The 25,766-nt window shown below is 69.4% G+C and carries 28 protein-coding genes, 2 tRNA genes, 1 other RNA gene and 5 pseudogenes; 14 read left to right on the plus strand and 22 right to left on the minus strand.

Translation table 11 applies throughout. The features are described from left to right. Positions 1-583: 583 nt before the first annotated feature. Genes D0T12_RS01005 through D0T12_RS01015 form a run of 3 tightly spaced genes read right to left on the minus strand, consistent with a single transcriptional unit; the run spans position 584 to position 1,810 of the window. Positions 584-784, minus strand: coding sequence for a DUF397 domain-containing protein (locus D0T12_RS01005; protein ID WP_117397336.1), 201 nt, complete (start codon positions 782-784; stop codon positions 584-586). A gap of 28 nt (positions 785-812) precedes the next feature. Continuing rightward, positions 813-1,010, minus strand: a complete 198-nt coding sequence (locus tag D0T12_RS01010; protein WP_233525781.1) for a DUF397 domain-containing protein — start codon at positions 1,008-1,010, stop codon at positions 813-815. Next, positions 1,007-1,810, minus strand: coding sequence for a DUF5753 domain-containing protein (locus tag D0T12_RS01015; protein WP_147339329.1), 804 nt, complete (start codon positions 1,808-1,810; stop codon positions 1,007-1,009). Before D0T12_RS01015 ends, D0T12_RS01010 begins: the two co-directional genes overlap by 4 nt. Before the next feature lie 643 nt (positions 1,811-2,453). On the opposite strand from D0T12_RS01015, the gene D0T12_RS01025 reads away from it, so the two are divergent. Genes D0T12_RS01025 through D0T12_RS01035 form a run of 3 tightly spaced genes read left to right on the plus strand, consistent with a single transcriptional unit; the run spans position 2,454 to position 3,545 of the window. Further along, positions 2,454-2,693, plus strand: coding sequence for a hypothetical protein (locus D0T12_RS01025; RefSeq protein WP_117397340.1), 240 nt, complete (start codon positions 2,454-2,456; stop codon positions 2,691-2,693). Further along, positions 2,693-3,151 (plus strand): ATP-binding protein, encoded by a 459-nt coding sequence (locus D0T12_RS01030; protein WP_117397341.1) that lies wholly within the window; start codon positions 2,693-2,695, stop codon positions 3,149-3,151. The genes D0T12_RS01025 and D0T12_RS01030 overlap by 1 nt, the downstream gene beginning before the upstream one ends. 31 nt (positions 3,152-3,182) lie before the next feature. Beyond that, entirely contained in the window at positions 3,183-3,545 is a 363-nt protein-coding gene (locus D0T12_RS01035; RefSeq protein WP_147339330.1) for a hypothetical protein, read from the plus strand. Between the two features lie 309 nt (positions 3,546-3,854). Here D0T12_RS01035 and D0T12_RS01040 read toward each other — a convergent pair whose 3' ends face one another. Both D0T12_RS01040 and ffs read right to left on the minus strand, forming a co-directional pair. After that, the gene (locus D0T12_RS01040) at positions 3,855-6,197 is read right to left on the minus strand and encodes a DNA polymerase III subunit gamma and tau (RefSeq protein ID WP_117397343.1); all 2,343 of its coding nucleotides are present in this window, start codon (positions 6,195-6,197) and stop codon (positions 3,855-3,857) included. Between the two features lie 53 nt (positions 6,198-6,250). Further along, an RNA gene (gene ffs, locus D0T12_RS01045) (signal recognition particle sRNA small type) lies at positions 6,251-6,346 on the minus strand. 60 nt (positions 6,347-6,406) lie between these two features. Here ffs and D0T12_RS01050 point away from each other — a divergent pair. Next, positions 6,407-6,751 (plus strand): DUF952 domain-containing protein, encoded by a 345-nt coding sequence (locus D0T12_RS01050; RefSeq protein WP_117397344.1) that lies wholly within the window; start codon positions 6,407-6,409, stop codon positions 6,749-6,751. Positions 6,752-6,761: 10 nt separating this feature from the next. Then, positions 6,762-6,846 (plus strand) — tRNA-Ser (locus tag D0T12_RS01055). Positions 6,847-6,946: 100 nt separating this feature from the next. Here D0T12_RS01055 and D0T12_RS37250 read toward each other — a convergent pair. Then, a pseudogene (locus D0T12_RS37250) lies at positions 6,947-7,129 on the minus strand (hypothetical protein); the annotation flags it as partial. Between D0T12_RS37250 and D0T12_RS36290 the strand changes: the two are divergent. Then, positions 7,119-7,175, plus strand: a pseudogene (locus D0T12_RS36290) (hypothetical protein); the annotation flags it as partial. The pseudogenes D0T12_RS37250 and D0T12_RS36290 sit on opposite strands and share 11 nt — an antisense overlap. A gap of 61 nt (positions 7,176-7,236) precedes the next feature. Here the strand turns inward: D0T12_RS36290 and D0T12_RS36295 are convergent. The 6 genes and pseudogenes from D0T12_RS36295 to D0T12_RS01090 form a co-directional block, all read right to left on the minus strand. Then, positions 7,237-7,461, minus strand: a pseudogene (locus tag D0T12_RS36295) (SDR family NAD(P)-dependent oxidoreductase); the annotation flags it as partial. 19 nt (positions 7,462-7,480) lie between these two features. Then, entirely contained in the window at positions 7,481-8,176 is a 696-nt protein-coding gene (locus D0T12_RS01070) for a GAP family protein (RefSeq protein WP_158581361.1), read from the minus strand. Between the two features lie 133 nt (positions 8,177-8,309). Next, complete coding sequence (locus D0T12_RS36950) at positions 8,310-8,546, minus strand: Rossmann-fold NAD(P)-binding domain-containing protein (protein ID WP_158581362.1); 237 nt, start codon at positions 8,544-8,546, stop codon at positions 8,310-8,312. A gap of 16 nt (positions 8,547-8,562) precedes the next feature. Further along, positions 8,563-9,096: pseudogene (locus D0T12_RS37255) on the minus strand (NERD domain-containing protein); the annotation flags it as partial. 10 nt (positions 9,097-9,106) lie between these two features. Next, on the minus strand, positions 9,107-10,063 hold the full coding sequence (locus tag D0T12_RS01085; RefSeq protein ID WP_147339331.1) for a hypothetical protein: 957 nt from the start codon (positions 10,061-10,063) through the stop codon (positions 9,107-9,109). Positions 10,064-10,082: 19 nt separating this feature from the next. Beyond that, positions 10,083-11,282 carry a WD40 repeat domain-containing protein gene (locus D0T12_RS01090; protein WP_158581363.1) on the minus strand — a complete coding sequence of 400 codons (1,200 nt, stop codon included), beginning with the start codon at positions 11,280-11,282 and terminating at the stop codon, positions 10,083-10,085. An 815-nt stretch (positions 11,283-12,097) separates the two neighbouring features. Here D0T12_RS01090 and D0T12_RS01095 point away from each other — a divergent pair. After that, entirely contained in the window at positions 12,098-12,904 is an 807-nt protein-coding gene (locus tag D0T12_RS01095) for a GntR family transcriptional regulator (protein WP_117397350.1), read from the plus strand. 218 nt (positions 12,905-13,122) lie between these two features. Continuing rightward, positions 13,123-13,431, plus strand: coding sequence for a type II toxin-antitoxin system VapB family antitoxin (locus tag D0T12_RS01100; protein WP_117397351.1), 309 nt, complete (start codon positions 13,123-13,125; stop codon positions 13,429-13,431). 3 nt (positions 13,432-13,434) lie between these two features. Here D0T12_RS01100 and D0T12_RS01105 read toward each other — a convergent pair whose 3' ends face one another. The 7 genes and pseudogenes from D0T12_RS01105 to upp form a co-directional block, all read right to left on the minus strand. Then, entirely contained in the window at positions 13,435-14,700 is a 1,266-nt protein-coding gene (locus D0T12_RS01105) for a CynX/NimT family MFS transporter (protein WP_233525782.1), read from the minus strand. A gap of 183 nt (positions 14,701-14,883) precedes the next feature. After that, a complete protein-coding gene (locus tag D0T12_RS01110; protein ID WP_117397353.1) occupies positions 14,884-15,570 on the minus strand; it encodes a FadR/GntR family transcriptional regulator in 687 nt (228 codons plus the stop codon). A gap of 106 nt (positions 15,571-15,676) precedes the next feature. Next, the gene (locus D0T12_RS01115; RefSeq protein WP_117397354.1) at positions 15,677-17,119 is read right to left on the minus strand and encodes a helix-turn-helix transcriptional regulator; all 1,443 of its coding nucleotides are present in this window, start codon (positions 17,117-17,119) and stop codon (positions 15,677-15,679) included. Positions 17,120-17,683: 564 nt separating this feature from the next. Then, positions 17,684-18,181: pseudogene (locus tag D0T12_RS01120) on the minus strand (PH domain-containing protein); the annotation flags it as partial. 7 nt (positions 18,182-18,188) lie between these two features. Further along, positions 18,189-18,347, minus strand: a complete 159-nt coding sequence (locus D0T12_RS35730; RefSeq protein ID WP_199487295.1) for a hypothetical protein — start codon at positions 18,345-18,347, stop codon at positions 18,189-18,191. Positions 18,348-18,419: 72 nt separating this feature from the next. Continuing rightward, positions 18,420-18,680, minus strand: a complete 261-nt coding sequence (locus D0T12_RS01130) for a hypothetical protein (RefSeq protein WP_117397357.1) — start codon at positions 18,678-18,680, stop codon at positions 18,420-18,422. Positions 18,681-18,899: 219 nt separating this feature from the next. Beyond that, complete coding sequence (gene upp, locus D0T12_RS01135) at positions 18,900-19,538, minus strand: uracil phosphoribosyltransferase (protein ID WP_117397358.1); 639 nt, start codon at positions 19,536-19,538, stop codon at positions 18,900-18,902. A gap of 84 nt (positions 19,539-19,622) precedes the next feature. Here upp and D0T12_RS01140 point away from each other — a divergent pair, with 84 nt between their 5' ends. The 5 genes from D0T12_RS01140 (at position 19,623) to D0T12_RS01160 (ending at position 21,929) form a co-directional block, all read left to right on the plus strand. Next, entirely contained in the window at positions 19,623-20,072 is a 450-nt protein-coding gene (locus tag D0T12_RS01140; RefSeq protein ID WP_147339332.1) for a hypothetical protein, read from the plus strand. Between the two features lie 182 nt (positions 20,073-20,254). Further along, a complete protein-coding gene (locus D0T12_RS01145) occupies positions 20,255-20,740 on the plus strand; it encodes a tRNA adenosine deaminase-associated protein (RefSeq protein ID WP_117397360.1) in 486 nt (161 codons plus the stop codon). A 154-nt stretch (positions 20,741-20,894) separates the two neighbouring features. Further along, on the plus strand, positions 20,895-21,332 hold the full coding sequence (locus tag D0T12_RS01150) for a tRNA adenosine deaminase-associated protein (RefSeq protein WP_117397361.1): 438 nt from the start codon (positions 20,895-20,897) through the stop codon (positions 21,330-21,332). A gap of 64 nt (positions 21,333-21,396) precedes the next feature. Then, positions 21,397-21,834, plus strand: coding sequence for a tRNA adenosine(34) deaminase TadA (gene tadA, locus D0T12_RS01155; RefSeq protein ID WP_117397980.1), 438 nt, complete (start codon positions 21,397-21,399; stop codon positions 21,832-21,834). A gap of 10 nt (positions 21,835-21,844) precedes the next feature. Next, a tRNA-Ser gene (locus D0T12_RS01160) sits at positions 21,845-21,929 on the plus strand. Between the two features lie 49 nt (positions 21,930-21,978). Here the strand turns inward: D0T12_RS01160 and D0T12_RS01165 are convergent. Continuing rightward, positions 21,979-22,863, minus strand: a complete 885-nt coding sequence (locus D0T12_RS01165) for a DMT family transporter (protein WP_233525783.1) — start codon at positions 22,861-22,863, stop codon at positions 21,979-21,981. Beyond that, positions 22,860-23,525, minus strand: a complete 666-nt coding sequence (locus D0T12_RS01170) for a B3/B4 domain-containing protein (protein ID WP_117397363.1) — start codon at positions 23,523-23,525, stop codon at positions 22,860-22,862. The genes D0T12_RS01165 and D0T12_RS01170 overlap by 4 nt, the downstream gene beginning before the upstream one ends. Positions 23,526-23,628: 103 nt before the next feature. Here D0T12_RS01170 and D0T12_RS01175 point away from each other — a divergent pair, with 103 nt between their 5' ends. After that, a complete protein-coding gene (locus D0T12_RS01175) occupies positions 23,629-24,192 on the plus strand; it encodes a helix-turn-helix domain-containing protein (RefSeq protein ID WP_117397364.1) in 564 nt (187 codons plus the stop codon). 399 nt (positions 24,193-24,591) lie between these two features. On the opposite strand, the gene dnaN is transcribed toward D0T12_RS01175, so the two are convergent. Next, positions 24,592-25,740 (minus strand): DNA polymerase III subunit beta, encoded by a 1,149-nt coding sequence (gene dnaN, locus D0T12_RS01180; protein WP_117397365.1) that lies wholly within the window; start codon positions 25,738-25,740, stop codon positions 24,592-24,594. Between the last annotated feature and the right edge of the window lie 26 nt (positions 25,741-25,766).

A 25,766-nucleotide genomic window follows, 5' to 3' on the forward strand; every position in this document is an offset into this window, starting at 1 on the left:
CCTGGCTTGCGCGGGAACCCCTCGCGGGCCGCCCTCGGGCCATTGCGAGTAGGCAAGAAGCCAGCTCGCGCGCCAGCAGGCAAGCGGCCCCGCACTGGCGCAAGTCCGGAACCGTCCAGCTCAACGTGCAGGCCATTGATGCTTGAGTACCCCGTCTTCAGCAGTGGGACGCGGAGTCGGGCGCGTAGCTGTGCCCGCCCATCGCAGGCCGGAGCCCATGGACGGCCATCACGCTTTACGCGTGCGGCCTTGGGACCGTCCGCAGCGCGGCCTCGGCCCAGCCCCGTCCGTAGGAGACGGTCCGCACGTACAGCACCGCGCGAGCTGAGGTCAGGGCCCGCGCAAAGATCAGTCGTGATGGGGCCAGGCAGAGGCCTCCAGCCCGAGCAACGCTTGAGACGGAACTGCCGAAACGCGCGCCAGCTACCTCCCTATGGAGGGCCTCGACATCGACCGGCGCGCCGGGCCAGCGCAGAAAGTAAGCCGCTGCCTTAGGCCATCACGACAGAGAACATTTGCGACCCGACAGACTAGGCGAGGCCCCGCCCCAGAACAGGGTCAGGACGGGGCCATGAGCTGCGGATTAGACCTTGTCCAGGTCCCCGCACTTGATCCAGGTCAGGAACGCACGCGCGTCAGGCACCGAGAAAGCCAACTTCGGCCCATCCGGCTTCTTGCTGTCACGAATACCGATCACGCCGTCCAGCAAGGCCAGTTCCACGCAGTCGCCGGACGTCCCGCCGGTGGTGCCTGACTCGCTGCTCTTGCGCCACTCGACGTTCACTGAGGACGCTCCATCCTTACTAGGAGGGCTACAGGTCCAGGTCGCCGGCCTTGATTTCGTTGACAAGATCACGCAGGGCGACGCGGCCAACCATCAGGTGGCCCTCGTGAGGATTCTTGCTGTCGCGGATACCGATCTTGTCGTTCAAGGAAGCCAGTTCGACACAGTCGCCAGCCGTCCCGCCACCTGTGCCCGACTTGCTGCTCTTACGCCACTCGCTGCTCACTGAAGACGCTCCAATCTCTGGCGTATCAGCTCTCGTGAGCTGTCTTCGGTCAGGGCTTTAGCCCCTATTCGGTCGAACCGTAGCGCCATTTCTCTGACCTCCACGGCGTCATGGACCAGTCTGCCTCCAAGTTGGGCCCACATGTAAGCCAGGTTTGCCCCGAATGATGTGGTGATCAGCTCGAAGTCGCCGTCCGACCCGATGTGCCAGGTTCTTTCTGGGACGACCCTCACACTGGTTCGTTCCGTTAGGTCCAGGAGGACCTGAAGCTGCTCCCGCTTGTCTTCCACAGGGATCGGTGGGTCCAGAGCTTCCTCATCGATCAGGACCCAAATCTCTAGCTTGGGGAGCTGGCCCAGCAGAAGCTTCGTCCTTTCCATCCGTCCCTGGACAGCGGCGTCGATGTCACGAATGACCCGACCAGCGATGAGCTGATGCCTCGCATACGCCTCCGTCTGAAACGGGATCGGAATGAACTGCGAGACGTAGACCTTGACAATCAAGGCGCCGGTCTCGAAGTCGATGAGTTGCTTCCACCACTCCTGGTCGCGGCCGAGGGCGACGGCGTACTTGCGGAGGACTCGGAATAAAGTACCCCAAGCCTCGTCAAGCTGCTCGGCTTGGACGGAGGTCATGTGGAGGCGTCCGGCCTCCGTGTTTGCTACTCGCTGCTTGTCGGCCTGAATGATCTCGGCGACCTGGGACTGCGACAGCCCACGTCGCAGACGCTCTGTTCGCAGGTAGATGGCGATCAGATTCCAGAACGAGTCCTCTGGGCGAAGATCGTCGGCGGCACTCATGCGGCACTCCGGGGGGTAGTAAAAATGCCCGTACAACTAGCGCGCGTCCTCTTCTGGTGAGCATCCTATCCCTCGGATCGCGCAGGCGGGAGCCAATTCAGGCAAGTGTTCTCTTCCCCCGCTATCGAAAGCCCGAAGAATGGTAGATGGAACCCTTTATGTGGAACGAAAGCGTATGGTCAGTTATTGTCCGCTTTCTACCGGCCCCGTCGCTGATCCGAGCTCGATGGCAGAACGCGTCCCGGGACGTGGGGTGAACGAGATGCTCATCCAGGTCATGTCGCAGTCGGCACTCCTCGTCGGGGCCGGTCTGATCGGGTTCCTGCTGTACCCCTGCTTGGTCCTGCGTCCGACCGGCGTCCACAGGAAGGGGGCCACGAGCGCCTCACGGGGTTCGGCGCCGGTCCGGGCTCATTCTGCCGCGGGCTCAACGGAGAAGCGTCCACGCCAGGTGCAGGAGACGCGGGGAGCTGTCGCACGCCGGTGACGACCACCGGCGCGGGGGCGCGGTTTCGCATCGCCCACCGACAGGCGCTGCGCTGCGCAGCCGACACAAGAGAAGAAGCCGGTCCTCAGGAAGGTGTTACCAGCACTACGTCCTGAGGACCGACCCCAAGCAGCCCGACTGGAAGGAGCCGGACTGATGGACGATGTTACGGGCAGGCCGCTAGAGAGGTTGGCGGTCCAGTTCCAACGGCGGGGATACCCCGCCGCGGTGGACGGAGAGACGCTGGTTACCCGGCGTGGGCGGGTCATCGTGTGCGACGCGCGGCGGTTCCGGTGGGGCGGTGCGCGCGGCCACGTCATCGGTGACGTCGGGGCCGAGTCGGCGGTGGCGGAACGGGCGGTCCTGGTCCTCCGGCAGATCGCGCGGGGGACGTGATGGCGGGCACCGGCGTGGACGCCTTGGACGTCCACGTGCTGGACGTGATGTTCCGACCCGCTCTGACAGTTCCGGGGCAGGTTCGAGTGTTGGTGGAGCTGCGGCTCATCGAGTGGGGTCTCACCCAACTCGTCGATGATGTGACGCTGATCGCCAGCGAACTCGTCACGAACGCTGTGCAGCACACGTTCGGCCCCCAGGTTCGGGTGAGGTTCACGCGCGAGCCGCACGGCGTCCTGCTCGGGGTGTGGGACGGCTCGGACGTGTTGCCCGTGCGCGGACGAGCCGCGGAGACGGCGTCCAATACGGCGGGTCCAGACGCTGTGCCGCTGGAGGCAGGACAAGAAGACGAGACGAGCGGCCGTGGGCTGCCGATCGTGGAAGCGCTGGCGACCCGGTTCGGTGTGTCCCTGACACAGCCACACGGGAAATGGACGTGGGCACGTGTGTCGGCGTGACGCGTCGGAGGTGATGCGAAATCTGCGGCAGGTGATCGGTCGTTCGCGGGTCGTGCTGGAGTGGCGGACGTTCGCGGGCCACGACGCGGCAGTACAGCGACTGGAACTGCTCCGGGTGGCGCTGTTGCCTCTGGGGTGGCGTTGCGTCGGCTTGTACGACAAGCGGGAGTTCCGGTTCCCTGTGCCGCTGCTGTGGGTGTACGCGGGCGGAGCGGCAGATACTGCGGGGTCCGCAGTGACCGTCCGGGCGATGCCTGGTCAGGAGTGGGGCTACTTCGAGGCTGGGGACGGACGTGACGGGTTCGTATCCCCCTGCGGGGACGTGAAACTGGCAGCCGAGGCGCTCGATCTCCTTTTACGGCACCGCATGACCCCGTGGAGGAGATGGGCCTGATCGCGGTCGCTGTCGGCATTCGAGGGGCCTGGCCGTCCAGGGAGCGGCCGGGCCGGCGCACTGTGGAGGACGTCCCCGCGATGTGGCCCGCTCGGGGGGCGATGCTTGATTGGCTTGTTCGGTGAGCAACGCCCAGCGCCGCGAGTCCGCGCGTCGTTTCAACAGCACCTGCACGCGCTCGTCGGTGACCACGGCCCTAGGCCACCATGGCTACGGCGTTCGGAGGGCGGTGCGTCTGGATCGTCGAAGTAGGCGGGCCACGACCGTTTTTACCCAGCGACGCGGGCGGTTGTGGTTGTCGCCGCCGGGCTAGGGCTGGGTGGTTGAGGTGTCGAACTCTCGGATGATCTGGCCGCCGAGTTCGCGTTGGAGCAGGGCCATGCCGCTGGTCTCGGCCTCGGCGCCGTCGGCGTCCGCGTCGCCCTCCGGGTCGACCTCGTCGCTCTCGTCCACCGGTTCGGGTGGCGGCGGAGGCTCGTCCGGCGGCGGAGGCGGCGGTTCCTGAGCCCGCTCGAGCCTGGACGGGCCCGACTGGACGGACGGCCGCGGCTGCGGTGCCGGGTTCGGTGCCGCCGCCGCACCGAACCCGGCGCTAGGGCTTGAGCGGCCAGGTGGAGGTGCCGCGCCGACCACGGTCTCGATCCGCCAGTCGACCCCCATCCGTTCCTTGAAAACCTCGCGCAGGACGGCGTCACGGCCACCGTTGACGAAGCCCAGGCGGCGTCCTTCCGCGTCGAACCCGAGCGTCAGGACCCTGCCGTCCAGAGACACCGGCTGCACGCCGGACATGATGACCATCCAGGTCGCGCGGCTCTTCTGCTTCACGGCCTCGACAACGTCCGGCCAAAGCCGCTGGACGGCGGTGATGTCCACCCCACCGGACGGTGCACCTGCGCTGGTGGGGGAGCCGCCGCTGTGTGTCGCGCGGCGGTTATCCACAGATTCGTGTCTTGGTGGTGCCGCTGCGGGGCGGGGGTTGACACTGGAAGTGGGGTGGCCCCCCTGGGTGGGTGGGGGCTGCTCTCCGCCGTTGTGGATACCAGTGGAGCCTTCGGGTGGATTGCCCTGGGGTGGATTACCTCGGGGTGGGTTGCCCTGGGGTGATCCTCCATGGGGTGAGGTTCCAGGGGGCGGGCTGCTTTGGGATTGGCCGCTCCGGGGGGAAGCGCCCCCTTGGGGCGGGCCGCCTTGAGATGCGCCGCTACGGGGCACGTCCCCTTGGGACGCACTGCCGTGAGGCCCGCCACCTTGGGGTCCGCCACCTTGAGATGCGCCTTCTTGGGAGGGGCCGCTATGGGACACGCCTCCTTGGGACGCGCCGCCTTGAGGCCCGCTCCCATGGGACGCGTCCCCCTGGGACGCGTCCCCATGAGGTGCGCTGTCTTGGGAAGGGGCACCATGCGACGGGATGCCTTGGGGTGCTGGCGGTGGGGTGGGCTGGAACGTCTGCGGGGGGAGGCCCTGGGCGCCTGCGGCGGCGGCGAAGCCACCCTGGCTGGCCTGGCGTTCCAAGTGGTCCAGGCGGGCGAAGACGGACGACTCGTCCTCGTAGGCGGCCGGGAGGAGGATGCGGGCGCAGATCAGTTCGAGCAACAGTCTCGGGGACGTGGCGCCGCGCATCTCGGTGAGGCCGGTGTGCAGCAGGTCGGCCGCGCGGGTCAGTTCGCCCGGGCCGAGCGAGGACGCCTGGCGGCGCATCTGGTCCATTTGGTCCGGCGGGACGTTCAGCAGCCCCGATTCGGCCGCCTCCGGGACGTTCGCCAGAATCACCAGGTCGCGGAAGCGTTCCAGCAGGTCGGCGGCGAACCGGCGTGGGTCCTGGCCGCTTTCGATGACCCGGTCGATCGCGGCGAAGACGGCGGCGCCGTCCCGTCCCGCGAAGGCGGCGATGACCTCGTCCAGCAGCGCAGAGTCGGTGTATCCGAGCAGCGAGACGGCGCGGGCGTAGGTGATGCCGTTCTCGTCCGAACCGGCGAGGAGCTGGTCGAGGATCGAGAGCGTGTCGCGGGCGGAACCCGCGCCCGCCCGGACGGCCAGCGGCAGCGCGGACGGCTCGTAGGGCACGTCCTCGGCCTGGAGGATCTCCTCGACGAGTTCCTGCAGGACGCCCGGCGGGATCAACCGGAACGGGTAGTGGTGGGTGCGCGACCTGATGGTGCCGATGACCTTCTCGGGCTCGGTGGTCGCGAACACGAACTTCAGGTGCGGCGGAGGCTCCTCGACAAGCTTCAGCAGCGCGTTGAAGCCGCCGCTGGTGACCATGTGCGCCTCGTCGATGATGTACACCTTGAAGCGCGCCGAGACCGGGGTGAAGAAGGCTCGTTCTCGCAGGTCACGGGCGTCGTCGACACCGCCGTGGGACGCGGCGTCGATCTCGATCACGTCGATGTGGCCGAGCCCGCCCGGGCCGAGAGCCACACATGACTCACACTTGCCGCACGGGTCGGGGGTCGGCCCCTGTTCGCAGTTCAGCGAACGGGCGAGGATACGGGCGCTGGACGTCTTGCCGCAGCCACGCGGACCGCTGAACAGGTACGCGTGGTTGATCCGACCGTTGCGCAGCGCCTGCTGGAGGGGCTCGGCGACGTGCTCCTGCCCTTTCAGCTCGGCGAACGTCGCTGGCCGGTACTTGCGGTACAGAGCCAGACTCATCGGGGGCCGCCCTCCTCGGGAAGCAGAGCGTCGAAGTGCGGTGCGCCGTCAAACCAAGGGACCCCCCGCACACCCGCCAGAGCCTGCTTATCCTTGCTGCCTTCCGGCCCTGGGGAGGTTCACAGGGTGACGCCGTGCGAGGGGTCCACCTCAGTCTATGGCATCCCCCGCCCAGGATTGCCACGCTTCACGCGCGTAGTCTCCGCCGCATGCCTCCCTCGACACGCGACACGCTCCTGCACATCGCCGAACGGTCCTACTGGGAGGCCGCTCAGGACACGGGACGGCCATACAGGATGTCCACCCTGGGTAGAACGCTCGACGACGAGGGCTTCATTCACTGCTCGTCCGATATGACCCAGGTGGACGGCGTCCTGGACCGGTTCTACAGCGCCGTCCCCCGCTCAGACCTGGTCCTGTTGGTCATCGACGTGTCCCGGCTGGACGCCCCCGTCCGCTATGAGCCGGTCGGGGACGAGGTCTTCCCCCACGTCTACGGACCGATCCCCGTGGCCTCCGTAATTGATGTCAGGTCACTGCCCCAGAACCGGTAAGCTGCCCCGTGGAGGATTCGCCTAGTGGCCTAGGGCGCACGCTTGGAAAGCGTGTTGGGGGCAACCCCTCAGGAGTTCGAATCTCCTATCCTCCGCCCTTGAACAACCGCCTGACCAGGTAAGACGCCCGGCCGGTACTCGAACGAGCACCGGCCGGCGGACTGTCGGGTGTCCGCGCCCGCACCCAGAACTGTGCCCCACCACCGCAGCCGGCATGACTCCCCGTGCGAGCAGCAGGGCGGCAAGCCCCGCCTGCACCGCGAACAAGGCGGGCTGAGCCTGCACTGTGTCCTCCAGGGCGGCACCCGACGCCGGGATCGTCCGGGACGGTCTCCTGCCTCTCCTAGTTGAGGAGGACTTCGGCGTCGTGGTTGACACCAACCTGACCGGTGTCTTCCGCGCCACGCAGCGCGCCATGCGCGGAATGGTGCGAAAGCGCCGGGGCCGCATCGTCATCGTCTCGTCGACAGCTGGGCTCAGCGGCGGTTGGCGACCAGGACCTCGACCGGCCCCAGCTCAGCCTCGATGTCCCGGTACGCGGCGTCCACCTGGCGTGTGTCGGTCACATCGCACTTCACGGAAAAGAACGGCCCGCCCGGCGCAGTGCCCCTGAACGTCACCGCGACCCTGTCGCCCTACGCAGCGAACCGACACGCGACGGCGAGGCCGATTCCACGGTTGCCGCCGGTCACCAGCACCACTCGCGACATGACGTGGAAACACTTCCTCTCACTGTTGCCCGCCGGTGTTCGCCAATTCGATCAGTCCGAAGAACTCGAAGTGGTTGAGGAAGTTTGCCAGGAGGATGAACCCCACGATCCCGGTGATCCAGAGCGTGGTCTCCCGGCCACCTTCCAGGATCTTGTGCCGTGCGCGCTCCAGCCGCGGCTGGATCCGCTCGCCGAACAACCGGTGGGCGGCCAGCATGAGGACGGGCGGGACGATCATGATCAGGTTGTAGGCCACCAGCACCGGCAGCCACTGGCTCATGGGCAGACTCGAGGAGCCGATCATGCCGATGGCCCCGATGTAGGGAAACGCCGTGCTGAATTCCACCAGCGAAATCCCCAGACCGAGGCCGAAGATGGTCGTGTGGTTCAGCGACCTCGGCGTACGGTCCCTCACCTTTCTGCCGCCAGGTGGAAAGAAGCTGATGTAGAGCAGTACCCCTCCCACGATCCCTGACAGCACATAGGCGGACGATCCGCTGAACAATGAGTCGAACCGCGTCGTCAGGGCATCCAACCCAAGGATGAGCGCCAGACCGACCGAGAAGTAGGCAGCGAATATCCCCGAAATATAGGTAAGAACCGACGACGTCGGTCTCCGCACGGACAACAGCAGATAGATGGTGACAGCGAATGCGGAAGGGTTAATGCTGTCAACCAACGCGAGTCCAAAGACACTTGCGAACAACCCGAGCACACATACTCCGTTCGTAGGCTCACGATCAGGAAGGAGCGTCGCGGCCTTGAGGCGGGTCCTCCCCCTTTCGCCGAGCAGCGCAGCGAGACGACGGCCGGCGAGGTCCTCGGCCGCCCGGCGTGGGCTGACCTCCCTATTCGCCGCGTCTGATGGCATGCGCCGCCAGTTCGCAGAGCCTCGTCCGGATACGCCCGAAGGCGGCGTCGGCAGTGGGCTCGATGTCCCCGAAGAGGGTCCACCACCACCAGCGGTTGGCCCCGCTGTTGGCCACGAAGTCTGGGATGACGACCACGCCCCGGGACAGCAGCCTGCGTTCTGCTTCGGGCGTGACCGAGGCGTTGGCCCCCTCGACAAGTAAGCGGGCCGTCACGCGCGTTGTTGTCCTCGTTAACGGCGTAGGAGGTCGCCGCAGTGACCAGGACATCCACCGGGACGTCCAGCCACGCCTCCCGGGACAACTCCACGTCTCCCGGGCCCAGCGCGAAGCGAGCCATGACTCCGGACGCGGACCTGTCGCGGAGAAGCCGCCGCACGTTGAGCCCGGCGGAGTTGAAGACCAGGCCCCGCTCATCTGCGACGCCCACCACCTGGACGCCCTCGGCGGACAGGTGTTGCATTTCTGCGATGGCCGACGTCAGGACTACTTCACGGCGCAGCAGACCGCCCCGGGCCCACCTGAGGTCGCCGTCCTCCAACATCTTCTTGGACGTTCGCCGGGACGACCATCTCTTGGAGTCGACGACGACCACGTGGCCGTTCGGCGTGATGACCAGGTGGGGAAGGTCGGCGTGGAACCCGGGTATCGCGCGGTCGTGCAGGGCGACGAACCCGCGCGTTTCCAACTGTCGGAGCATCCGCGCGGACTCACGTTCGGGGGCGCCCCTATGGCCGCCACCTGCGCGGTTGGTCGCCGCGCGCATGGATCTCCGGTCAGTCCACGGGGAAGTCGTCTGGTTTGCCACGGGTGGTGACGCTGTTGCCGCCGCTGCCCGGACTGATGATGTACCTCCAGTTCTGCCAGCGGATATAGCCGCCGCTGATCGTGGTGGAGAAGGTGGTGTCGTCCACGCTCTGCTGGACGTCGCAGTCTCGGGAGAAGCGTTTGGCCTTGGTGTCCCAGTCGCTGCCCGTGGTGTACATGATCCGGTAGGTCCCGTCGGCGATGTCCTTGATCGTCGTCTTTCCCTTCCTGCGCACGTAGACCGTGAACACGGCCTTGCCGCTGCGGGTCAGGCTGACGACGGCGTCGCGCTCGCCGTTGTTCTCGACGATCAGGTCGCCTCTGCCGCCGCGGGCTCCCTTCTTCAGGAGGCGGCCGTTCGGTTCGCGATGCTCGGTCCGCGGGCCCGGGTCGGCGATGGTGGCAGGGAAGGCGTGGCCGCCCGGGGCCGCTTGCAGTCGGGCGGCGGCCTCACGCAGCAACCGGGCTCCGGTCGCCGAACCCACGCGATGCTGGACGGCGGGAACAGTGCACAGTCGTTGCCCCTGAACGTCCTGGTCGATGCCGTCCATGTCCCGGCTGAACTGGAACAGGGCGACGACGAGTTGGGAATGCGCGGTGCGGGCGTCCTTCGGCGGGGTGAGGTCGTTCAGGGCTTGTTTGGTCCGGTCGGCGGCGTTGCGTGCTTCGCTGAGGCGTGCGGAGACATCGGAGTACTTCACCGCTCCCCCGATCACCTGGAGCGCGTTGCTGAGCGACTGCGCCGACTCGGTGAGTTTGCGCGTGTAGGCGTCGGTCGAGAGCGGGTCGCTGGCGTCCACCAGTTTCAGCCCGCCGGGGCCTGAATCGACGGCGCAGGACGTCACCGTCAGCACCGCGCCCGCGGCCACCGTTAACCGCCGGAGCAGTGCGCGACGATCCGCGCGGCATTGTTTCTGAGGGGTCATGAAAGATCCTGCCCTGGTGTCATGAGGGGAGACTGGAGACGTCCGACAGCCATGCGTGGGCGGTCGTGCCCCCGGCGATCACGGTCCGGCCGTCGGGACTGTAGGCGACCGAGGTGACACCCTGGTCGTGGCCGTCGAGGCGTGCCGAGGCGGTGCGGCGGCCGACGTCCCACAGCCGTACCGGGGACTTCGACCCGCCGGTGACGAGGGCCTTGCCGTTCGGGCTGAACGCCAGCGACCGGACCTCCTGGTTGTGCCCGGTCAGCATCGCCGTCTCCGTTCCGGCGGGCAGTTTCCACAGCCGGGTCGTCCCGTCCGCGGATCCGCTCGCGAGGAGTTCGTCGTCCGGGTGGAAGGCGACTGCGCCGACGTCGTCCAGGTGCCCCTTGAGCGTGACGGTCGCGCGGCCCGACGCCAGGTCCCACACCTGGATGCTTCCGTCGGCGCGTCCCGCCGCCAGGAGCTTCCCGTCGTCGGCGACGCTGACCGACCGCACCTGCGTCCCCGAACTGTCGAGAGACTGCCGGGGCTTGCCGCTGGCGACCTCGTAGACCTCGACTTTCTCTCCGGCCGCCACGGCGAGTTGTTCGCCGTCGCCGACGAACGCCACGAACGCGGACCCCTCCGGTGCCTTGGGCGGAAGCGGCGCCGGTGCTCCCGCCTTGGACGGACGGTCGGCGCTGCGCTCGAAGTCGGGCTCCAGGTCAGTCGGCACGAGACCGCTCGGGAAGGGGAGCGGAATGCTCGGGGTGGGAAGCGGAATGCTCGGATAGGGCAGAGGGTACGAAGGGTACGGATCGACCGGAGACGTGGGGGTGGCGGGCGAGGACGGTGTTCCGATCACCTGGCTCCGGCCCTCTTCCAGGGACCACACGTGCGCGCTCCCGTTCGCCAGGCCCGCCGCGAGGGTGTCGCCGTCAGAACTGAACGCCAACGACATCACCTGGGCAGGGACGTCGATACGGCCTTGAGAGTCGGAATTCTTGCGGGGCTTCGGACGCCCGTTCTCCGCGTCCCATAGCTTCACCTGTCCCGTGTCCGTTCCCACAGCCGAGGCCGTGGCCACGAGTTTCCCGTCCGGACTGAACGCCACCGCCGACACCGCACCGTCGAGCGGCTTCAGCGGCCCGAGGTAGCGGTGCGGGCCTAACGCCCTGGCCACCACCACCGTGAGCACGATCACGATCACCAGGGCCGCCGCGCCCCCGGCGATGAGCACCGTGCGGCGTCCTCCCGGGATCGTGGGACCGGACGCGACCGGTGGACCCGGAACCGGGACGAACCCCGGAGGTACGCTCCCCGCGAAGGCCTGCCCGCCGGGGACACCCCCAGGCGGAACACCCACCGGCGGGCCCTGAGGAACACCCCCGGGCGGACCACCGGCAACGCCCCCGGGCGGGCCCTGGGGAACGCCTACCGGTGGGCCGGGAACTTCAACCGGCGGACCTCCAGAGACACCCGCAGACGGACCGTCGGGAAGACCCACGGACGGATCATCAGGGACGCCCGCAGGCGGGCCACCAAGAGCTTCTACGGGCGGATCGTCGGAAACGCCAGGCGATCCCTGGGGAACACCGACGGGCGGCCTCTCCGCGACGCCCACCGGCGGGCTCTCAGGAACCTCAACCGGCGGACCGCCAGCAACACCCGCAGACGGGCCGTCGGGAACACTCGCGGGCGCTCCCTCAGAAACACCCCCGGACGGGCCGTCGGCGATGCCCGCCGACGGGCCCTCGGAACCGCCCACCGGCGGAGCCTCCGGGACGGTCGCGGGCGGGTCCACGGGAACGGCCGTGGGCGCGGCGTCATCGGCGGGTGGGTCTGTGGGTCCCTCGCCCGTTCCGTCAGGCGGTGGGGATGGCGGGGGGAGGTTCGAGGTCATGTGACCATCCCTGTCTTCGGGGGTCCTGAACGGCTCGGCCGGACCAGACGATCTCGATACCGCCGACCGTAGGGTATTGTTCAACAATCTTCCAGACTTGAGACCTGACCCAAGTCGGTCACCAGGTTTACGAACGCAGTGTGTCCTCTGACATGGACAAGGCAGAAGCCATGCCCGCCGACCCGGTCATCACATGGTTCCGCGACCACCCCCCACGGCCCGCCGACGAGAGCGACGGTGACAGTGCGGTGATTCGCACTGTCAGACGGTTCCGGGAGATGGTCGCCGGGGGCGGCGCCCGTCCTGGTCACCACCTCCGCGAAAGGGAATTGGCCGAGGCCCTGGGTGTTTCCCGCAACACGTTGCGGGAGGCGTTTCGACTTCTGGCCCACGAGGAACTGGTGGTCCATCGGCTCAACCGCGGTGTCTTCATTCGCCGGATCACCGCGGGCGACATCGCCGACATCTTCCGGGTGCGCAGGCTCGTCGAACTCGACGCGGTACGCCGCGCCAACGGCGCGCCCCGGGTGTTGATCACGCCGCTCACCGACATTCTCGATGACGCGGACCGTGCCGTCGCCGACCGGCGCTGGACGGACGTCGCGACCGCCGACATCCGGTGGCACCAGGCGATCACCCAGCTCACCGGTAGTCGCCGCCTCCAGGAGACGATGACGCGGGTGCTGGCGGAACTGCGTCTGGCGTTCGCCGCGTACGGCTCGTCCACCGAGCAGGAGCGGTTCCACCGGCCCTACCTGGCCTGGAACCGTCAGATCACCGAACTGATCCTGGTGGGCGACACCGAGGCGGCCGAGACGGCGCTCGCCGCCTATCTCGCCCGCGCCGAGCGGCAACTCCTCGCCGCCTACCGCACCGCAGCCCCCGGCACCCTCTCCGCGGAGCCGTCACCGGGCGCTCCCAGTGTTGAACAATTCCTTTCACCGGCACCGGAATGGTGATCATCGCATTCCGTGGGCACCGGTCCGATTCGCACGGGGACTGGCCGCACCTGGACCGGCCCCCCACGGCACCGTAGGTAAACCGGGCGAGTTCCGGACGTTACTTACTAACGAAGCCATTGAGCTGGCAGGTAACGGTTTACCGTATGCGGTAAGTCATGTGACTCATGTTGTTGAGTCGCCTTCTCGGGGTCAGGTCGACACCGTAGACTCGGAGGGTGATCTTCAAGGCGGTGGGCGATGGAAGGCCCTATCCGGAGCACGGTCTCTCCTCCCGGGACTGGGCCAAGATTCCGCCTCGCCAGGTTCGCCTCGACCAGCTCGTGAGCACCAAGCGGGAGATGGACCTGCAATCCCTGCTCGCCAAGGACTCCACGTTCTACGGCGACCTGTTCCCCCACGTGGTCCAGTGGCAGGGCGAGCTTTACCTGGAGGACGGGCTCCACCGGGCGCTGCGGGCCGCGCTCCACCAGCGGCTCGTCCTGCACGCCCGCGTCCTGGACCTCGACTCCGTCGACATGTCCTGACCCTCAGCGGACCCCGGCCGGTTCCGGCGCGCGCTCGCGCGTCTTGGCCGCCGAGGGCGTGCGCACGCTTCGCGGATCGGCGGGACGGACCAGCCCCGGCCGCGCCGCCAGCAGCCCGAACAGCACCTCCGGCACCACCAGCACGAGCAGCAACACAAGAGGAACGGTCCAACCGTCGGTGACGTCGTGCAGGACGCCCATCGCGAGCGGACCGAACCCGGCGAGGAGGTATCCGCCGGTCTGCGCCATCCCGGACAGGCCCGCGGCGATCACCGGGCTGGAGGAGCGCAGGCTGAGCAGCGTGTAGGCGAGCGGGAACGCGCTGCCGGTGGCGAGGCCGAGAACCAGGACCCAGGCCCACCCGGCGGACGGGGCGAGCAGCAGCCCACCGAGGCCCGTGACCATGGCGACGGCGACGGCGACGACGAGCGGACGCTGATCGCGGAGGCGGGCGGCGAACACGGGGACGAGGAAGCCCAGCGGAACACCGACGATCAACATGGCGGACATCATCATCCCGGCGGTGGCGGGCGTGAACCCGGCGTCCCGCATGATCTCCGGAAGCCATGACATCAGCACGTAGAACATCAGTGACGCCAGGCCCATGAAGACCGCGACGTACCAGGCGGTCGGTGAGCGCAGCAGTGACCCCGCCGAGGCGGCGACCGGGGATCGCGGCGCGTCGGACGGCTCCGGAGCACGGCGGCGACGGACGGCGAGCGGCCCCCACACCAGCAACGCGATCATGGACGGGACGGCCCAGACGGCGAGGGCGAGCCGCCAGCCCCCGGCCTCGTTCAGCGGCACCGCGAGCCCGGCGGCGACGGCTCCGCTGGTCGCCATGAGCATCATGGTGAGGCCGGTGAGCGAGCCGACACTGGACGGGAACGCGCGCTTGATGACGGCGGGCGCGAGCACGTTGCCCATCGCGATTCCCGCCCCGACCAGGACCGTTCCGGCGAAGAGCGAGATCGGCGACTGCACGACCCGCAGCAGGATCCCCATCGTGATCATGACGAGTGAGCCGGCGATGGCGGTCTCGGCGCCGAACCGCCGCGCGACGACCGGGGCGACGGAGGCGAAGACGCCCAGGCTGAGCACCGGAAGGGTGGTGAGGACGCCGATCTCGGCGCCGGACAGGCCGAACACGTCCCGCAGGTCGCCGAGCACCGGCGCGATGCCGGTGATGGCGGCCCGCAGGTTGATCGTCAACAGCACCAGGCCGATGAGCGACCAGAGGGCCGTGGCGCGGGAAAGGGGGGTTCTCATCTCTTCCTTCGTCATCTGCGGGGAAGGCGCGCGCATCAATCGGCGCACGACAAACCGGATACGTGACCCGCTGGGAGGCGATGGTCGGCACGTCATGGAATGCGGCCGTGTCCCGTGGCCGGTGCGGCGACGCGTGGTCGTCCCAGCGGGCGGTGTGGCGTGTGGCTCGTTGTTCGGGGTTGGTTACGCGGTCGGTTCGGGATGCCCGGTCGAGGCGAGGATCTGGTCCAGACACGCGTGAGTGGCCAGCGTGGCGGCTTCGGCGTCGCCCGCCTCGATCGCGGCGGCGATGGGGCCGTGCGGGACGTCCGCGTGCCGGAGGAGGGTTTGGGCCGCGCCGATGCTGGCCCGGAGCGCGGCGCTGAAGTCGTGGTAGAGGTCCGTCAGTACCCGGTTGTGGGTGGCCTCGACCACGGCGGTGTGGAAGGACAGGTCGGCCTCGACGAACGTGGCGTGGTCGCCGTCGGCCAAGGCCGCGTCCCGGCGCGCGAGGGCCACCGCGATGGCGGCGACGTCGGCGTCGGTGCGGCGGGCGGCGGCGAGGCGGGCCGCCTCGACCTCCAGGCCGCGCCGGACCTCAAGGATGTCGATGAGCTCCGCGGTCGCCAGCCGGCGCCGCACGGCCCCGGACAGCTCGCTCGTGGCCCGCACGTAGGTGCCGTCGCCCTGCCGGCTTTCGAGGAGGCCCGCGTGTGTGAGCGCGCGAACCGCTTCGCGGACGGTGTTGCGGCCCACCCCGAGGGTCTCCGACAGCACCGGCTCCGGTGGGATCTTCGCGCCGACCGGCCATCCGCCGCCGGCGATCTCGCTCCTCAGCTGGTCGATCACCTGATCGACCAGCGACGAACGCTGTGCCGTGCGCAGGGTCACCTTTACCTCCGGTCAACCAGTCATCCCATGTTTCGATGATAGGACACTCGTCTATCCGGTTTTATTCCGCCCCTGCCGTTTCGTCCCGTCGCCCCGGGGCGGTGGGTCAGACGGGAGCCCTGTCGTTGGACGGCGAGGACGACGCCGACAGGCCCGCGGCCTCCAGCGCCTGACGGTACGCGGTCGCCGCCGCGTCCGAATCCTGGACGAGTTCGAACAGCTCACCCAGCTCACGGAACAGATGCGCCGCCGGACGTCCGGACGGCATGGTCGACAGTTGCTCGGACGCGGCCCGCAGAACGACGTGAGCGGCGCGCGGGTCCCCCTGGGCGACGCGGGCGCGAGCCAGGACGAGACGGGCCAGGACGGTCTTCTGGGTACGTGCCGCGAGGTCGGTGCCCGGCGGCGGGGTCACGGAACGCGGAGCCTCCGGCGGCGCCAGCGCGGAGCCGGTGTCGAGGAACTGCTCCAGGGTGGCGATGGCCTCGTCCAGTTCACCGATCAGGACGAGCGCGCGTGCACGAGCGATGGTGCTCTCGGTGGACTCCGCGCCGTCGAGGCACGTCGCGCCCTGGAGAAGCTCCAGCGCCTCCTGCGCGGCCTCCGGGGAACCCTCGGGACGCGGGCGCTCGAACCCGTACCCGCCGGCTGGCGCGGCGCCGGGCTGCACGGCGGTCGAGAACGGCATGACGCCCCTGAGCAGCGCCTTGGCGGCCGCGAGGGAGAGCCGTGCGCGCGACTGGGTCGGGCCCGCGTCGCTCCGGGCCGCGAGGGCCTGATCGGCGAAGTACAGCGAGTCGCCGATCGTGCCTTCGTCGAGTGCGCGGACGCTGGCGCGCTGGTAGTGGACGCTCACCGGTTCGTCGCCGGCGCCCTCCGGGTTGAGAAGGCGCTGTCCGAGCTGGTGGGCCCGGAGGGGATCGGAGCGATCCACGTAGGCCAGGAGCAGAATCCGTCCGACCTCCGTGTACTCCTCGCCGATGGCGATGCCGAGCTGGGTGAGCCGGTCGATGGCGCGTTCGCCGAGCGCGATGGCCTGACCCAGGTCGCCGACGGCGTGGTAGCAGCGCGCCAGCGCGATGACCGGCGGTAGCCAGCTGGCCCGTCCCGGGTCGCGTTCGGCCTGTTCGCGCAGCTCCTCGAACAGCGCGATCGCCTCGTCGACGCGTCCGAGCTCTTCCAGGGCGCGGGCGCGTCCCCACCGTGCGCGGGAGGTGAGGTCGGGGTCGTCGCTGCGGGCGATGACCTCGTCGAAGCCCGCCTCGGCGGTGACGGGGTCGCCGCGGAGCAGCGCCAGATGCGCGTGGCGTTCCCGTACCTCAAGGTGGGCGCGCTGCTCCGGCTCGACGCCCTCGGCGAGGTATTCGGGCGTGCAGCCGAGGCGCTCGGCCAGCATGCGCAGGACGGTCGGAGTCGGGGTGCGCTTACCCGACTCGATCAACGAGATATAGCTGTCGGAGAGGTCGTGACCGGCGAGCTGTGCCTGCGACAAGCGTCTGGTCAGCCGCAGGTTGCGGACACGTTCGCCGACGTTGCCTGGACCCGGCATGTGGACTCACTTAGCGGAAGTAAACAGGCGGCTGGGGTGCCGACATGATTGCACATTGCGGGTTATCGCACATCGAGAGTAATGAAGCGGCGCGAGAAGTGGCCATCCGACAGGGGCCCGACGGGCCTCCGCTCGCACACCGCCACGCCGCCACGACGGCCCGGTGGGGGCCGGTGGACACTCCGGCGGGCGCGGCGCCTTCACACTCGGACGGTATCCGACCACCCACAAAAGATTGCGAAAACCGCCGATATTGACCAGCATGCCACGCTTCCGGGCTGTGTTTACTCCAGGCCCGGCCCACTCCGCTCGCCTGACGGCTCGCTACGTGACGTCCCTGGGGCGAACGCGACATCGCTACGCGATCCGCCCGCCTCCGCTCGCCTCCGGCGTCGCTGCACCGGGCGGGTCACGCGTTCGCGCGGGGCTGAGTCCACGTCGGGAGAAGCTCTAGGCCGGGTCGTCCGGGCCGGTGGCGGTGGGGACGTCCTCCGCCTCGACCGGCTCCCTCGGCGGCCTGCGCGGCGGTGGAGGCGGGGGCAGCGGCTCCTCGGGGGCCGGGTTCTTGTTCGGGAAGATCATCTCGCAGACTTCGAGGTAGAGCTGCTCGGGGTAGGGCAGGAAGTCCACGTTGGTGAGCGCCTGGTCCTGACCGGCGGACTCCAGGATGAACTCTCCGTAGCCGAGCATGCGGCCCGCGATCGTCCGCTTGAAGCTCATGTCGGTGACCTTGGCCAGCGGCATCATCGCGACCTTACGGGTGATCAGGCCCGTGGTCAGCAGCATGCGCTGGTTGGTGATGACGAAGTAGTCGACGGACCACTCCGCGACACGCCACACGAACCAGCCGAGCAGAGCCAGCCAGCCCCACCACACCCAGGTGATGGCCGCGGTGACGGTGTTGCTGAGCACGCCCGCGAGGATGAGCCCGCCGAGGACGAGCGCGACGGGGACCATCAGCACGGCGGGATGCCGCCGTACCGTGATCACCTGGGTTTCGTGCGGGAGGAGGTACTTGTTCACCGACGCCGGTGCGGAGTCTCCGGGGGTCACTAGCCTCATGGCGGCCTCAGGCGAGCGCGTTGACGAAGGTGGCGAGGGATCCGGCGGCGGAGGCGAGGCCGTTGGCCGCGTTCTCCACCGACTGTGCCGCGCCGTCCGGCTGTCTGATCACGTAGAACGCCACGAAGGCGACGGCGACCCATGTCATGTACTTCTTGGCGGGCACTGCTGCCTCCCGGAGCATCGACACAGACCCCGGTTCAGTTTCGCACAGCCCGTACGACCCGCAAAGCACGCGCTATGGCGCGTTGTCGAGTGACGAACGGCGTGTCTTGCGGCGTTTCTCCGCGGCGACGGCGGCGAGCACCTCCAGGTGCCTGCGCGCGATCCGTTCCACCAGGTCGGGCGGCGCCGATCCGGTGACCTCCTCGGCACCGTAGCGCGCGGCGGACACGCACCGGTCCACTGTCTCGGCGGCGTGCACGCCCTCGAACTCCTCGGTGAGCCGCTCCCCGATCACGGCGTAACGCGGCAGGTCGCCTTCCCCTGGGTGAGCCATCACGTGTCCCTGCGGTCGCTCGCGCCGCCCGGTCCGTTACGGTCCCCCTGTGCCGGGACGGCGGAGGGGAACGCACACTGGCGTTCCGTAGGACACCCGTACCCTCTGCCGCCGGGAACGAACATCACCGGCTGCACACCCACCCGAATCGGGACGGAGCCGCCTGAAAAGCACGAGAGCGGACGAAAAGGACCTTCCGGCGTGGGCCACGGGACGGGGTCAGACGACGCCGTAGAGGCGGTCTCCGGCGTCTCCGAGGCCGGGCTCGATGAAGCCCTGCTCGTTGAGGTGGGAGTCGATCGCGGCCGTCACGACCCGGACGGGCGCCGCGTCGTCCGCGAACGTCTGCTCCACCTGCTTCAGCCCCTCGGGTGCGGCGAGCAGGCAGATCGCGGTGACGTCGTCGGCGCCGCGGTCGAACAGCAGCCGGATCGCGGCGGCGAGCGTCCCGCCGGTCGCGAGCATCGGATCCAGGACGTAGCACTGCCGCCCGGACAGGTCGTCGGGCAGCCGGGTCGCGTACGTCTCAGCCTGGAGCGTCCCCTCGTCCCGGACCATCCCGAGGAAGCCGACCTCGGCGGTCGGCAGCAGCCGCGTCATCCCGTCCAACATCCCGAGCCCGGCGCGCAGGATCGGCACGACGAGCGGTTTCGGGCTCGCCAGCTGGACGCCCTGGGCGGGCACGAGAGGGGTCTGGACGGTGGCCTCCGCCACCCGGACATCGCGGGTGGCCTCGTAGGCGAGCAGGGTGACCAGCTCGTCGGTCAGACGGCGAAACGTCGGGGAATCAGTGCGGATATCCCGCAATGTAGTGAGCTTGTGCGCGACGAGCGGATGATCGACGGCCAGGGTCTGCATTCGCTCACGGTAGCCCACCCCGGCCGATCCGCCCGTCGTCGCGGAGTTTGGATAGGACGCCGTTGAGCTGGGCAGTATGGCGATATGAGCAGCGAAAGCGATCAACGACCGGGAGGTCCGACGCGGGCGCGCGAGTCCGCGCCCGACCCACCCGCCCAGGTGACGCCCCCCGCCAAGGCGATGATCCCTCCACCAGAGACCGCCGTGCCGCCCCCCGAGGCCGAGGCTCCTGCCAACACCGCGGCGACCGCTCCCGAAAACTCCGTCGCCGAGCGGACGGCCGACGCCGGCCCCGCCACCGCCGCCGAGGCGGAGGTGACCGAAGTCACAGGACGGGACGCCGCGCCGCGCCCGGGCCCGGGCCCGCAGGGCGAACTCTCCCCCGAGGAGGTGCGCGAGCATCTCCGCCGCCGGGCGATCTTCCTGCGGGAACTGGCAGAGGCCCGCGAACTGCGCCGCCGGGTCACGCCGCATCGCTCCCGCCGTGCGCGGATCCACGCGGCGCTGCGCCGCCGCACGTTCCGCATCAACTGAGCACCGGTTCGGTCGGTGGAATTGCTCCGCGTGGCCCTGAATCGCGTAGTGCGGCCCGGGATTTCGTGGCGCTGACTCCGAGCCTCACGGGCGGGTGCGGCACCCAGTTTGGCGGTCGGGCGCACGCACGCGGGCCGCATCTGGGACCATGCCCTGGCAGGAGACGGGCCGGTGGGGTGGAAATGACAGATGTGGACGCGACGGACTTCGCCGTCGTGGTGTACCGGGAAGATGAGGGCTGGGAGGCCGAGATCCTCCCGGTGGCGTTGACCGAGGACCTCGCGGGACTCGTCCACGCCCTGCGCCAGCAGCCGAGCCTCGGCGGCACGGTTGGTCTGGTCTCGGTCGGCGACGACTTCTTCGTCGCGATCCGGCTGCTCGGCGACGAGGTCATGGTCTTCCTGTCGGACGTCACGGCCTCCGTCGACTGGCCGCTCGCGGGACAGGTCCTCGACTATCTGGACATCCCGATCCCCGAGGACGAGGAGCTCGACCAGGTCCTCCCGGTCGGCGACATGTCGATCTTCGCCGATCTCGGGTTGGACGAGATGGATCTCGGCGCCATCTCGGGCGACCTGGAGCTGTATCCGGACGAGATGCTCCTCAGCATCGCCGGTCGCATCGGTTTCGCGGCCGCCTTCGAACGCGCCCTGGACACCATCTCCTGAGCCGTCCCGCCGGTGCGCGAGACCCGGCGTCAGCACCGCGAACAGCGCGACGGCCGGTCGGCCGCGGACGGATCCACGGCGTCGGGAGCCTCCCGCCCAGGTAAGCGGAGGTAAGGGGTGTGACCGCGGCGACCTCCTGGGTCACAATGAGCAGGTGTCCTATTTCGCCGCCGTGTTCGCGCGGACCCCGCAGGGCTGGGTCGGAACCGAGGCCCTCCTCGCCGAGGCCGAACACGTCGACGACGTCGCCGACCTGATGCGGGAGGCGGCCGTCGAGTCCTACGGCGACCCGGTGGTGCTCCTCGTCGAGCAGGACGACGACTGGTTCGCGGTCGTCCGGCTGGACGACGAGCAGGAGCCGCGCGCCTACGTCTCCACCGTCCGCGAGGACGGGCTCGGCTCCCTGTTCCAGCAGCTCGTCGGGGACGTCCCGGACGGCGACCCGGGCGGCGACCCGGCGCTGCTCGACGATCTCGGCCTCGACTCCAAGCAGCTCAGCGACCTAGGCGAACGCGCCCTGCCCGGCGACGCGCTCCTCACCGTCGCCGAACACGCCGGTTTCGGCGAGGAGTTCGACCGCCTCCGTGACTGACCCACACGCACCGCACCGTCCCGAGCCGGGGGCCGACACCGTCCTGGACGGGTTCCAACCGGCCATGCGGCACGCTTTGCGCGAAGCACGCACGGCCTTCGAGAACGGTGAGATTCCGGTCGGCGCGGTCGTCCTGGACGAGTCGGGCGACGTCCTCGGAACGGGTCACAACGACCGCGAACGGAGCGCCGACCCCACCGGCCACGCGGAGATCGTCGCGATGCGGGCCGCGGCGGCGTCCCTCGGAACCTGGCGGCTGTCCGGGTGCACGCTGGTCGTCACGCTGGAGCCGTGCACGATGTGCGCGGGGGCGTCCGTCCAGGCGCGGCTCGCACGGGTCGTGTACGGCGCCGTCGACCCGAAGGCGGGCGCGGTCGGATCTCTGTGGGACGTCGTCCGCGACCGCCGCCTCAACCACCGCCCGGAGGTGGTCGCCGGAGTCATGGCGGACGAGTGCGGCGCCCTGCTCACCGAGTTCTTCGCCCGCCGCAGAGTCGGGTAGGCTCTCCCGCGGTGGTGTCGCCTAGTGGACGAGGGCGCACGCCTCGAAAGCGTGTGAAGTGCAAGCTTCCGTGGGTTCGAATCCCACCACCACCGCAGCGCGAAGGCCGCCGCCCCATTACCGGGACGACGGCCTTCAGACGTTTCAGCCCGCTGTCACGAGTGCTACGCCGGCCACGGCGACTGCCAGGCCGACGCGTTGGACGGTGCGGAGTCGCTCGCTGTAGGCGATTCTGGCCAGCAGGACGGTGATCGCCGGGTAGAGGGACGTCAGGACCGCGGCGAGGCTGAGCATCCCTTCGTGCGCGGCCAGGAAGTAGAGCACGTTCGCGCCCGTGTCCAGAATGCCGGACAGCAGCGCCAGGCCCAGCAGCGTCCGGCCCGGCACCGGCGGGCCGAGGTCGCGGCCGCGGAGCGCCATGACCAGCAGCGCCGCCGCCACCACGGTGAGGGTGCCGGCACGTGCGCCGACGATCGGCCAGAGCCCACTGTCGTCCCCGGCCTCCTTCAGCACCACGAAGAAGACTCCGAAGCAGGTTCCGGACGCCGCCGCCATCAACGGACCCGAGTCCAGCAGGCGCCGCCGGCCGCCCACGGCCGCGTCGCCGGACTCCCCGCCGGTTCCGGCCTCCATGCTGACCAGCCCGATCGCGACGAGGCACAGCAGCACGCCGACCACCACGGAACGTTCGAGCCGCTCGCCGCCCACCACGCCCACCGCGACCGGGAGCACGGCCCCGGCCAGGGCGGACACGGGCGCCACGACGCTCATCGGGCCCCGGGCGAGCGCCCGATAGAAGGCGATCAGACCCGTTCCGCCGCTGAGACCGCCCAGGAACCCCAAGGCCATCGGCGCGGCCCCGATACGGCCGCCGGTGAACAGCGCGGACACCAGGACGACCACGAGTCCGGCCGGAACACAACAGATCAATGCCCTGAGCACCGTCGACTTCCGGGCGACCGCGCCGCCGAGAAAGTCCGCCACTCCGTAGGCGAGCGCCGCGCCCAGCGCGAGGACCATGACCATCATGGCCCGCCGACGAGCCGGCTCGTGACCCGGACGTCGGGTGCGATCTCGCGGAGCCGTTCCGTCAGGCGCTCCCCGGCCTCCGCCAGCCGCTCCATCGGGTACGGCTCAAGGCGTTCGAGCAGGAAGAAGCCGTTCTTCGTGGTCTCGGTCAGCCGGGTGCGGACGCACTGGCGCCAGTTCCATCGGCGGCAGGTCACGCCCGCGTCGTCCCGCCAGACGACCTCGCCCGGGTCGGGGTGGTCCACGGCCGGTTCCCCTTCGACGACCACGTCGAACGGCTCGTCCCCGGTGGCGCGCACCAGCCGCGCCGCGCCCTGGTAGGCGTCGAGGTCCTCACCGCCGATCGGCAGGGCGTACTCCACGCTCACCGCGTTGTAGGCGTCCACGACCCGGTTGATGGACGGGAGCGAACCGGCCCGCCGGAGCAGCGCGTCCACCGACGGCCGGGTTCGCTTCGGTTTGGCGCCGAACGCCCGGTAGGCGTCGTGCCAGGCGCCCACATGCGGATCGTCCGCGTCGGCCTTCGCCGCCGCGTCGGCCAGCCAGCCCTCCGAAACGTGATCGCCGGGCCCGTTCGCCAGCCCCTCGGCGACCACGACGAGCACGGCGAAATCAGGCCGCAGTTCCCGTACGGCCTCGTCCACCGAAACCCGGTCCAGCATCGCTCACTCCCGGTCATTTTAACGAACTCGACATGTCATTATACCGACCATGACCGGTGACCCGGCATCGTGAGATCGTGAGGGCGGTGATCGGGGAGGTCATGTGAGCGAGCAGGAGGCCATCGGCGAGGCCGTGGCGCGGACCGTCCGGGCGCTCCGCGCGAGCCACGGCTGGAGCCTGGACGAACTGGCCGGACGCGCCGGAGTGAGCAAGGGCGTCCTGGTCGGCCTCGAACAGGGACGCGGCAACCCGAACCTGGGCACGCTCATCCGCATCTCCGACGCGCTCGGAGTTCCGCTGACACGACTCGTCCAGGTGGAGGAGGAACCACCGGTGAGACTCTTCCGCCCGGAACGACACGTGGTCCTCTGGCAGGGCGAGCACGGCGGCACGGGGACGCTCCTCGCCGGAAGCGACCCACGCCCCTCACTGGAGCTGTGGCGCTGGGAACTCCAACCCGGCGAGGCCCGCGACAGCGACGCCCACGTACCCGGCACCAAGGAGATCGTCTACGTCGACCAGGGCACGCTCACCCTGGGCGTGGACGGCCGAACAGACCTCGTCGGAGAAGGAACCGCGGCCGTCTTCGTCGGCGACCGCCCCCACTCCTACGCCAACACCACGGACAACGAAGTCCATTTCATCCTGGCCGTCCTCGACCTCTGACCAACACTTACCGAGCCCGAACCACCGGGCGGTGGCCGATGAGGGCCGTTTCCGACCACCGATCGACCTGCCGAGCGACCCCCTGCCCTCGCTGTGCGCGCTGGCCTGCGGCGCGATCACCGCCCAGGAGTGGGGCAGTGCCTACCACCCGGCGTACCCGCCCGGGATCCCTGCGTCGAGGCCCGCAGGCCGTACCGGGCACCGCCGGACGCCTCGCACCGGCACAGGCCATGATCTGAGGCCACCGCCCTGGGCCTCGTCGTCCGCCGAAGCGACGGAGCCGTTCGACACGGACGCGCGGAAAGGAATCGAAGGGTCCGGTTTCGCGGGGACGCTCGGACGGGCGTGGCCCAACGGCGGGCACGGTCGCGCGGTCCCGTAAGTCCTTGATGACGTGGGTCAGGGGGTGAGGCGGACGGGCATGGCGAGGTAGCGGAAGCCGGTGTCGGTGGCGTCGTCCTTGGTGTCGTCGGAGTCTTTCTTGTCGGGGATGCCGGTGAGGAGGGCGGCCTTGGTGGGGCCCGCGCATTCGAGGCGGGCGTACTCGGTGTCGATGCCCGCCAGGCCGTCCAGGAGGTATTGGGGGGCGAAGGCGATGTCGATGTCGTCGCCGGTGAGTTCGACGGCGAGGCTCTCGTTGGCGCGGGCGGAGTCGCCGGTGGCGGCGCGGATGCGGACCTCGCCGGACGTGAAGGCCAGTTGGACGGGGGTGCCGCGTTCGGTGACGAGGGCGGCGCGCTTGATCGCCTCGACGAACGGGGCGACGGGGATCTCGGCGACGGACGACCAGGTGCCGGTGAGGCGGGATCGGTAGTTGATGTACTGGTCGTCCAGGAGGCGGCTGGTCATGCTGCGTCCGCCGCCGGAGACGCCGATGAGGGTGTCGGCGCCGCCGCCGAGGTCGATGGCGACCTCGGCGCCGCGTTTGATGGCCTTGGCCGTGTCGGCGAGCGTGCGGGCGGGGACGACGACACCGGCGGTGAAGTCGGGGTCGGCGGGGGACCAGGTCAGCTCGCGGGCGGCGATGCGGTAGCGGTCGGTGCAGGCGAGCCACATCGTGTCGCCGTCGAGGTCGACGCGGACGCCGGTGAGCATCGGGAGGGTGTCGTCGCGTCCGGCGGCCGGGGTGACCTGGGCGACGGCGGCGGCGAAGAGGTCGGCGGGGACGGTGCCCGCGCGGGCGGGCGGTTCGGGGAGGGTCGGGTAGTCCTCGACGGGCAGCGTCAGCAGGCCGAACTCGGCCGGGCCGCAGCGGACGACCACCTCCGAGCCCTTCGTGAAGATCTCCACGGGGTGCGGGGGGAGGTTGCGGACGATGTCCGCGAGGAGCCGCCCGGGGACGAGCGCGCGGCCCGGCTCGGTGACGTCCGCGTCCTCCCTGGCGCGGGCGGACACCTCGTAGTCGAAGCCCGCGAGGGTGAGTTCTCCCTGCTCGTTGACGTCGATGAGCATGCCCGCGAGGACGGGGAGCGCGGGGCGCGCCGGTAGCGTCCGCGCCGCCCAGGCCACGGCGTCGGCGAGCGTCTGCCGGTCGACTCGGAACTCCACCTTGATCTGCCTTTCCGCGAACCGCC

Source organism: Actinomadura spongiicola (assembly GCF_003432485.1).
Lineage (GTDB): Bacteria > Actinomycetota > Actinomycetes > Streptosporangiales > Streptosporangiaceae > Spirillospora > Spirillospora spongiicola.

Coding starts and splice junctions, on each gene's coding strand:
- D0T12_RS01140 (WP_147339332.1), top strand. CDS start 19,623: ATGAGCAGCGAAAGCGATCAACGACCGGGAGGTCCGACGCGGGCGCGC.
- D0T12_RS01030 (WP_117397341.1), top strand. CDS start 2,693: ATGGCGGGCACCGGCGTGGACGCCTTGGACGTCCACGTGCTGGACGTG.
- D0T12_RS01105 (WP_233525782.1), bottom strand. CDS start 14,700: ATGAGAACCCCCCTTTCCCGCGCCACGGCCCTCTGGTCGCTCATCGGC.
- D0T12_RS01145 (WP_117397360.1), top strand. CDS start 20,255: ATGACAGATGTGGACGCGACGGACTTCGCCGTCGTGGTGTACCGGGAA.
- upp (WP_117397358.1), bottom strand. CDS start 19,538: ATGCAGACCCTGGCCGTCGATCATCCGCTCGTCGCGCACAAGCTCACT.
- D0T12_RS01050 (WP_117397344.1), top strand. CDS start 6,407: ATGCCTCCCTCGACACGCGACACGCTCCTGCACATCGCCGAACGGTCC.
- tadA (WP_117397980.1), top strand. CDS start 21,397: ATGCGGCACGCTTTGCGCGAAGCACGCACGGCCTTCGAGAACGGTGAG.
- D0T12_RS01085 (WP_147339331.1), bottom strand. CDS start 10,063: ATGACCCCTCAGAAACAATGCCGCGCGGATCGTCGCGCACTGCTCCGG.
- D0T12_RS01025 (WP_117397340.1), top strand. CDS start 2,454: ATGGACGATGTTACGGGCAGGCCGCTAGAGAGGTTGGCGGTCCAGTTC.
- D0T12_RS01115 (WP_117397354.1), bottom strand. CDS start 17,119: ATGCCGGGTCCAGGCAACGTCGGCGAACGTGTCCGCAACCTGCGGCTG.
- D0T12_RS01015 (WP_147339329.1), bottom strand. CDS start 1,810: ATGAGTGCCGCCGACGATCTTCGCCCAGAGGACTCGTTCTGGAATCTG.
- D0T12_RS01165 (WP_233525783.1), bottom strand. CDS start 22,863: ATGATGGTCATGGTCCTCGCGCTGGGCGCGGCGCTCGCCTACGGAGTG.
- D0T12_RS01130 (WP_117397357.1), bottom strand. CDS start 18,680: ATGGCTCACCCAGGGGAAGGCGACCTGCCGCGTTACGCCGTGATCGGG.
- D0T12_RS01170 (WP_117397363.1), bottom strand. CDS start 23,525: ATGCTGGACCGGGTTTCGGTGGACGAGGCCGTACGGGAACTGCGGCCT.
- D0T12_RS01040 (WP_117397343.1), bottom strand. CDS start 6,197: ATGAGTCTGGCTCTGTACCGCAAGTACCGGCCAGCGACGTTCGCCGAG.
- D0T12_RS01095 (WP_117397350.1), top strand. CDS start 12,098: ATGGACAAGGCAGAAGCCATGCCCGCCGACCCGGTCATCACATGGTTC.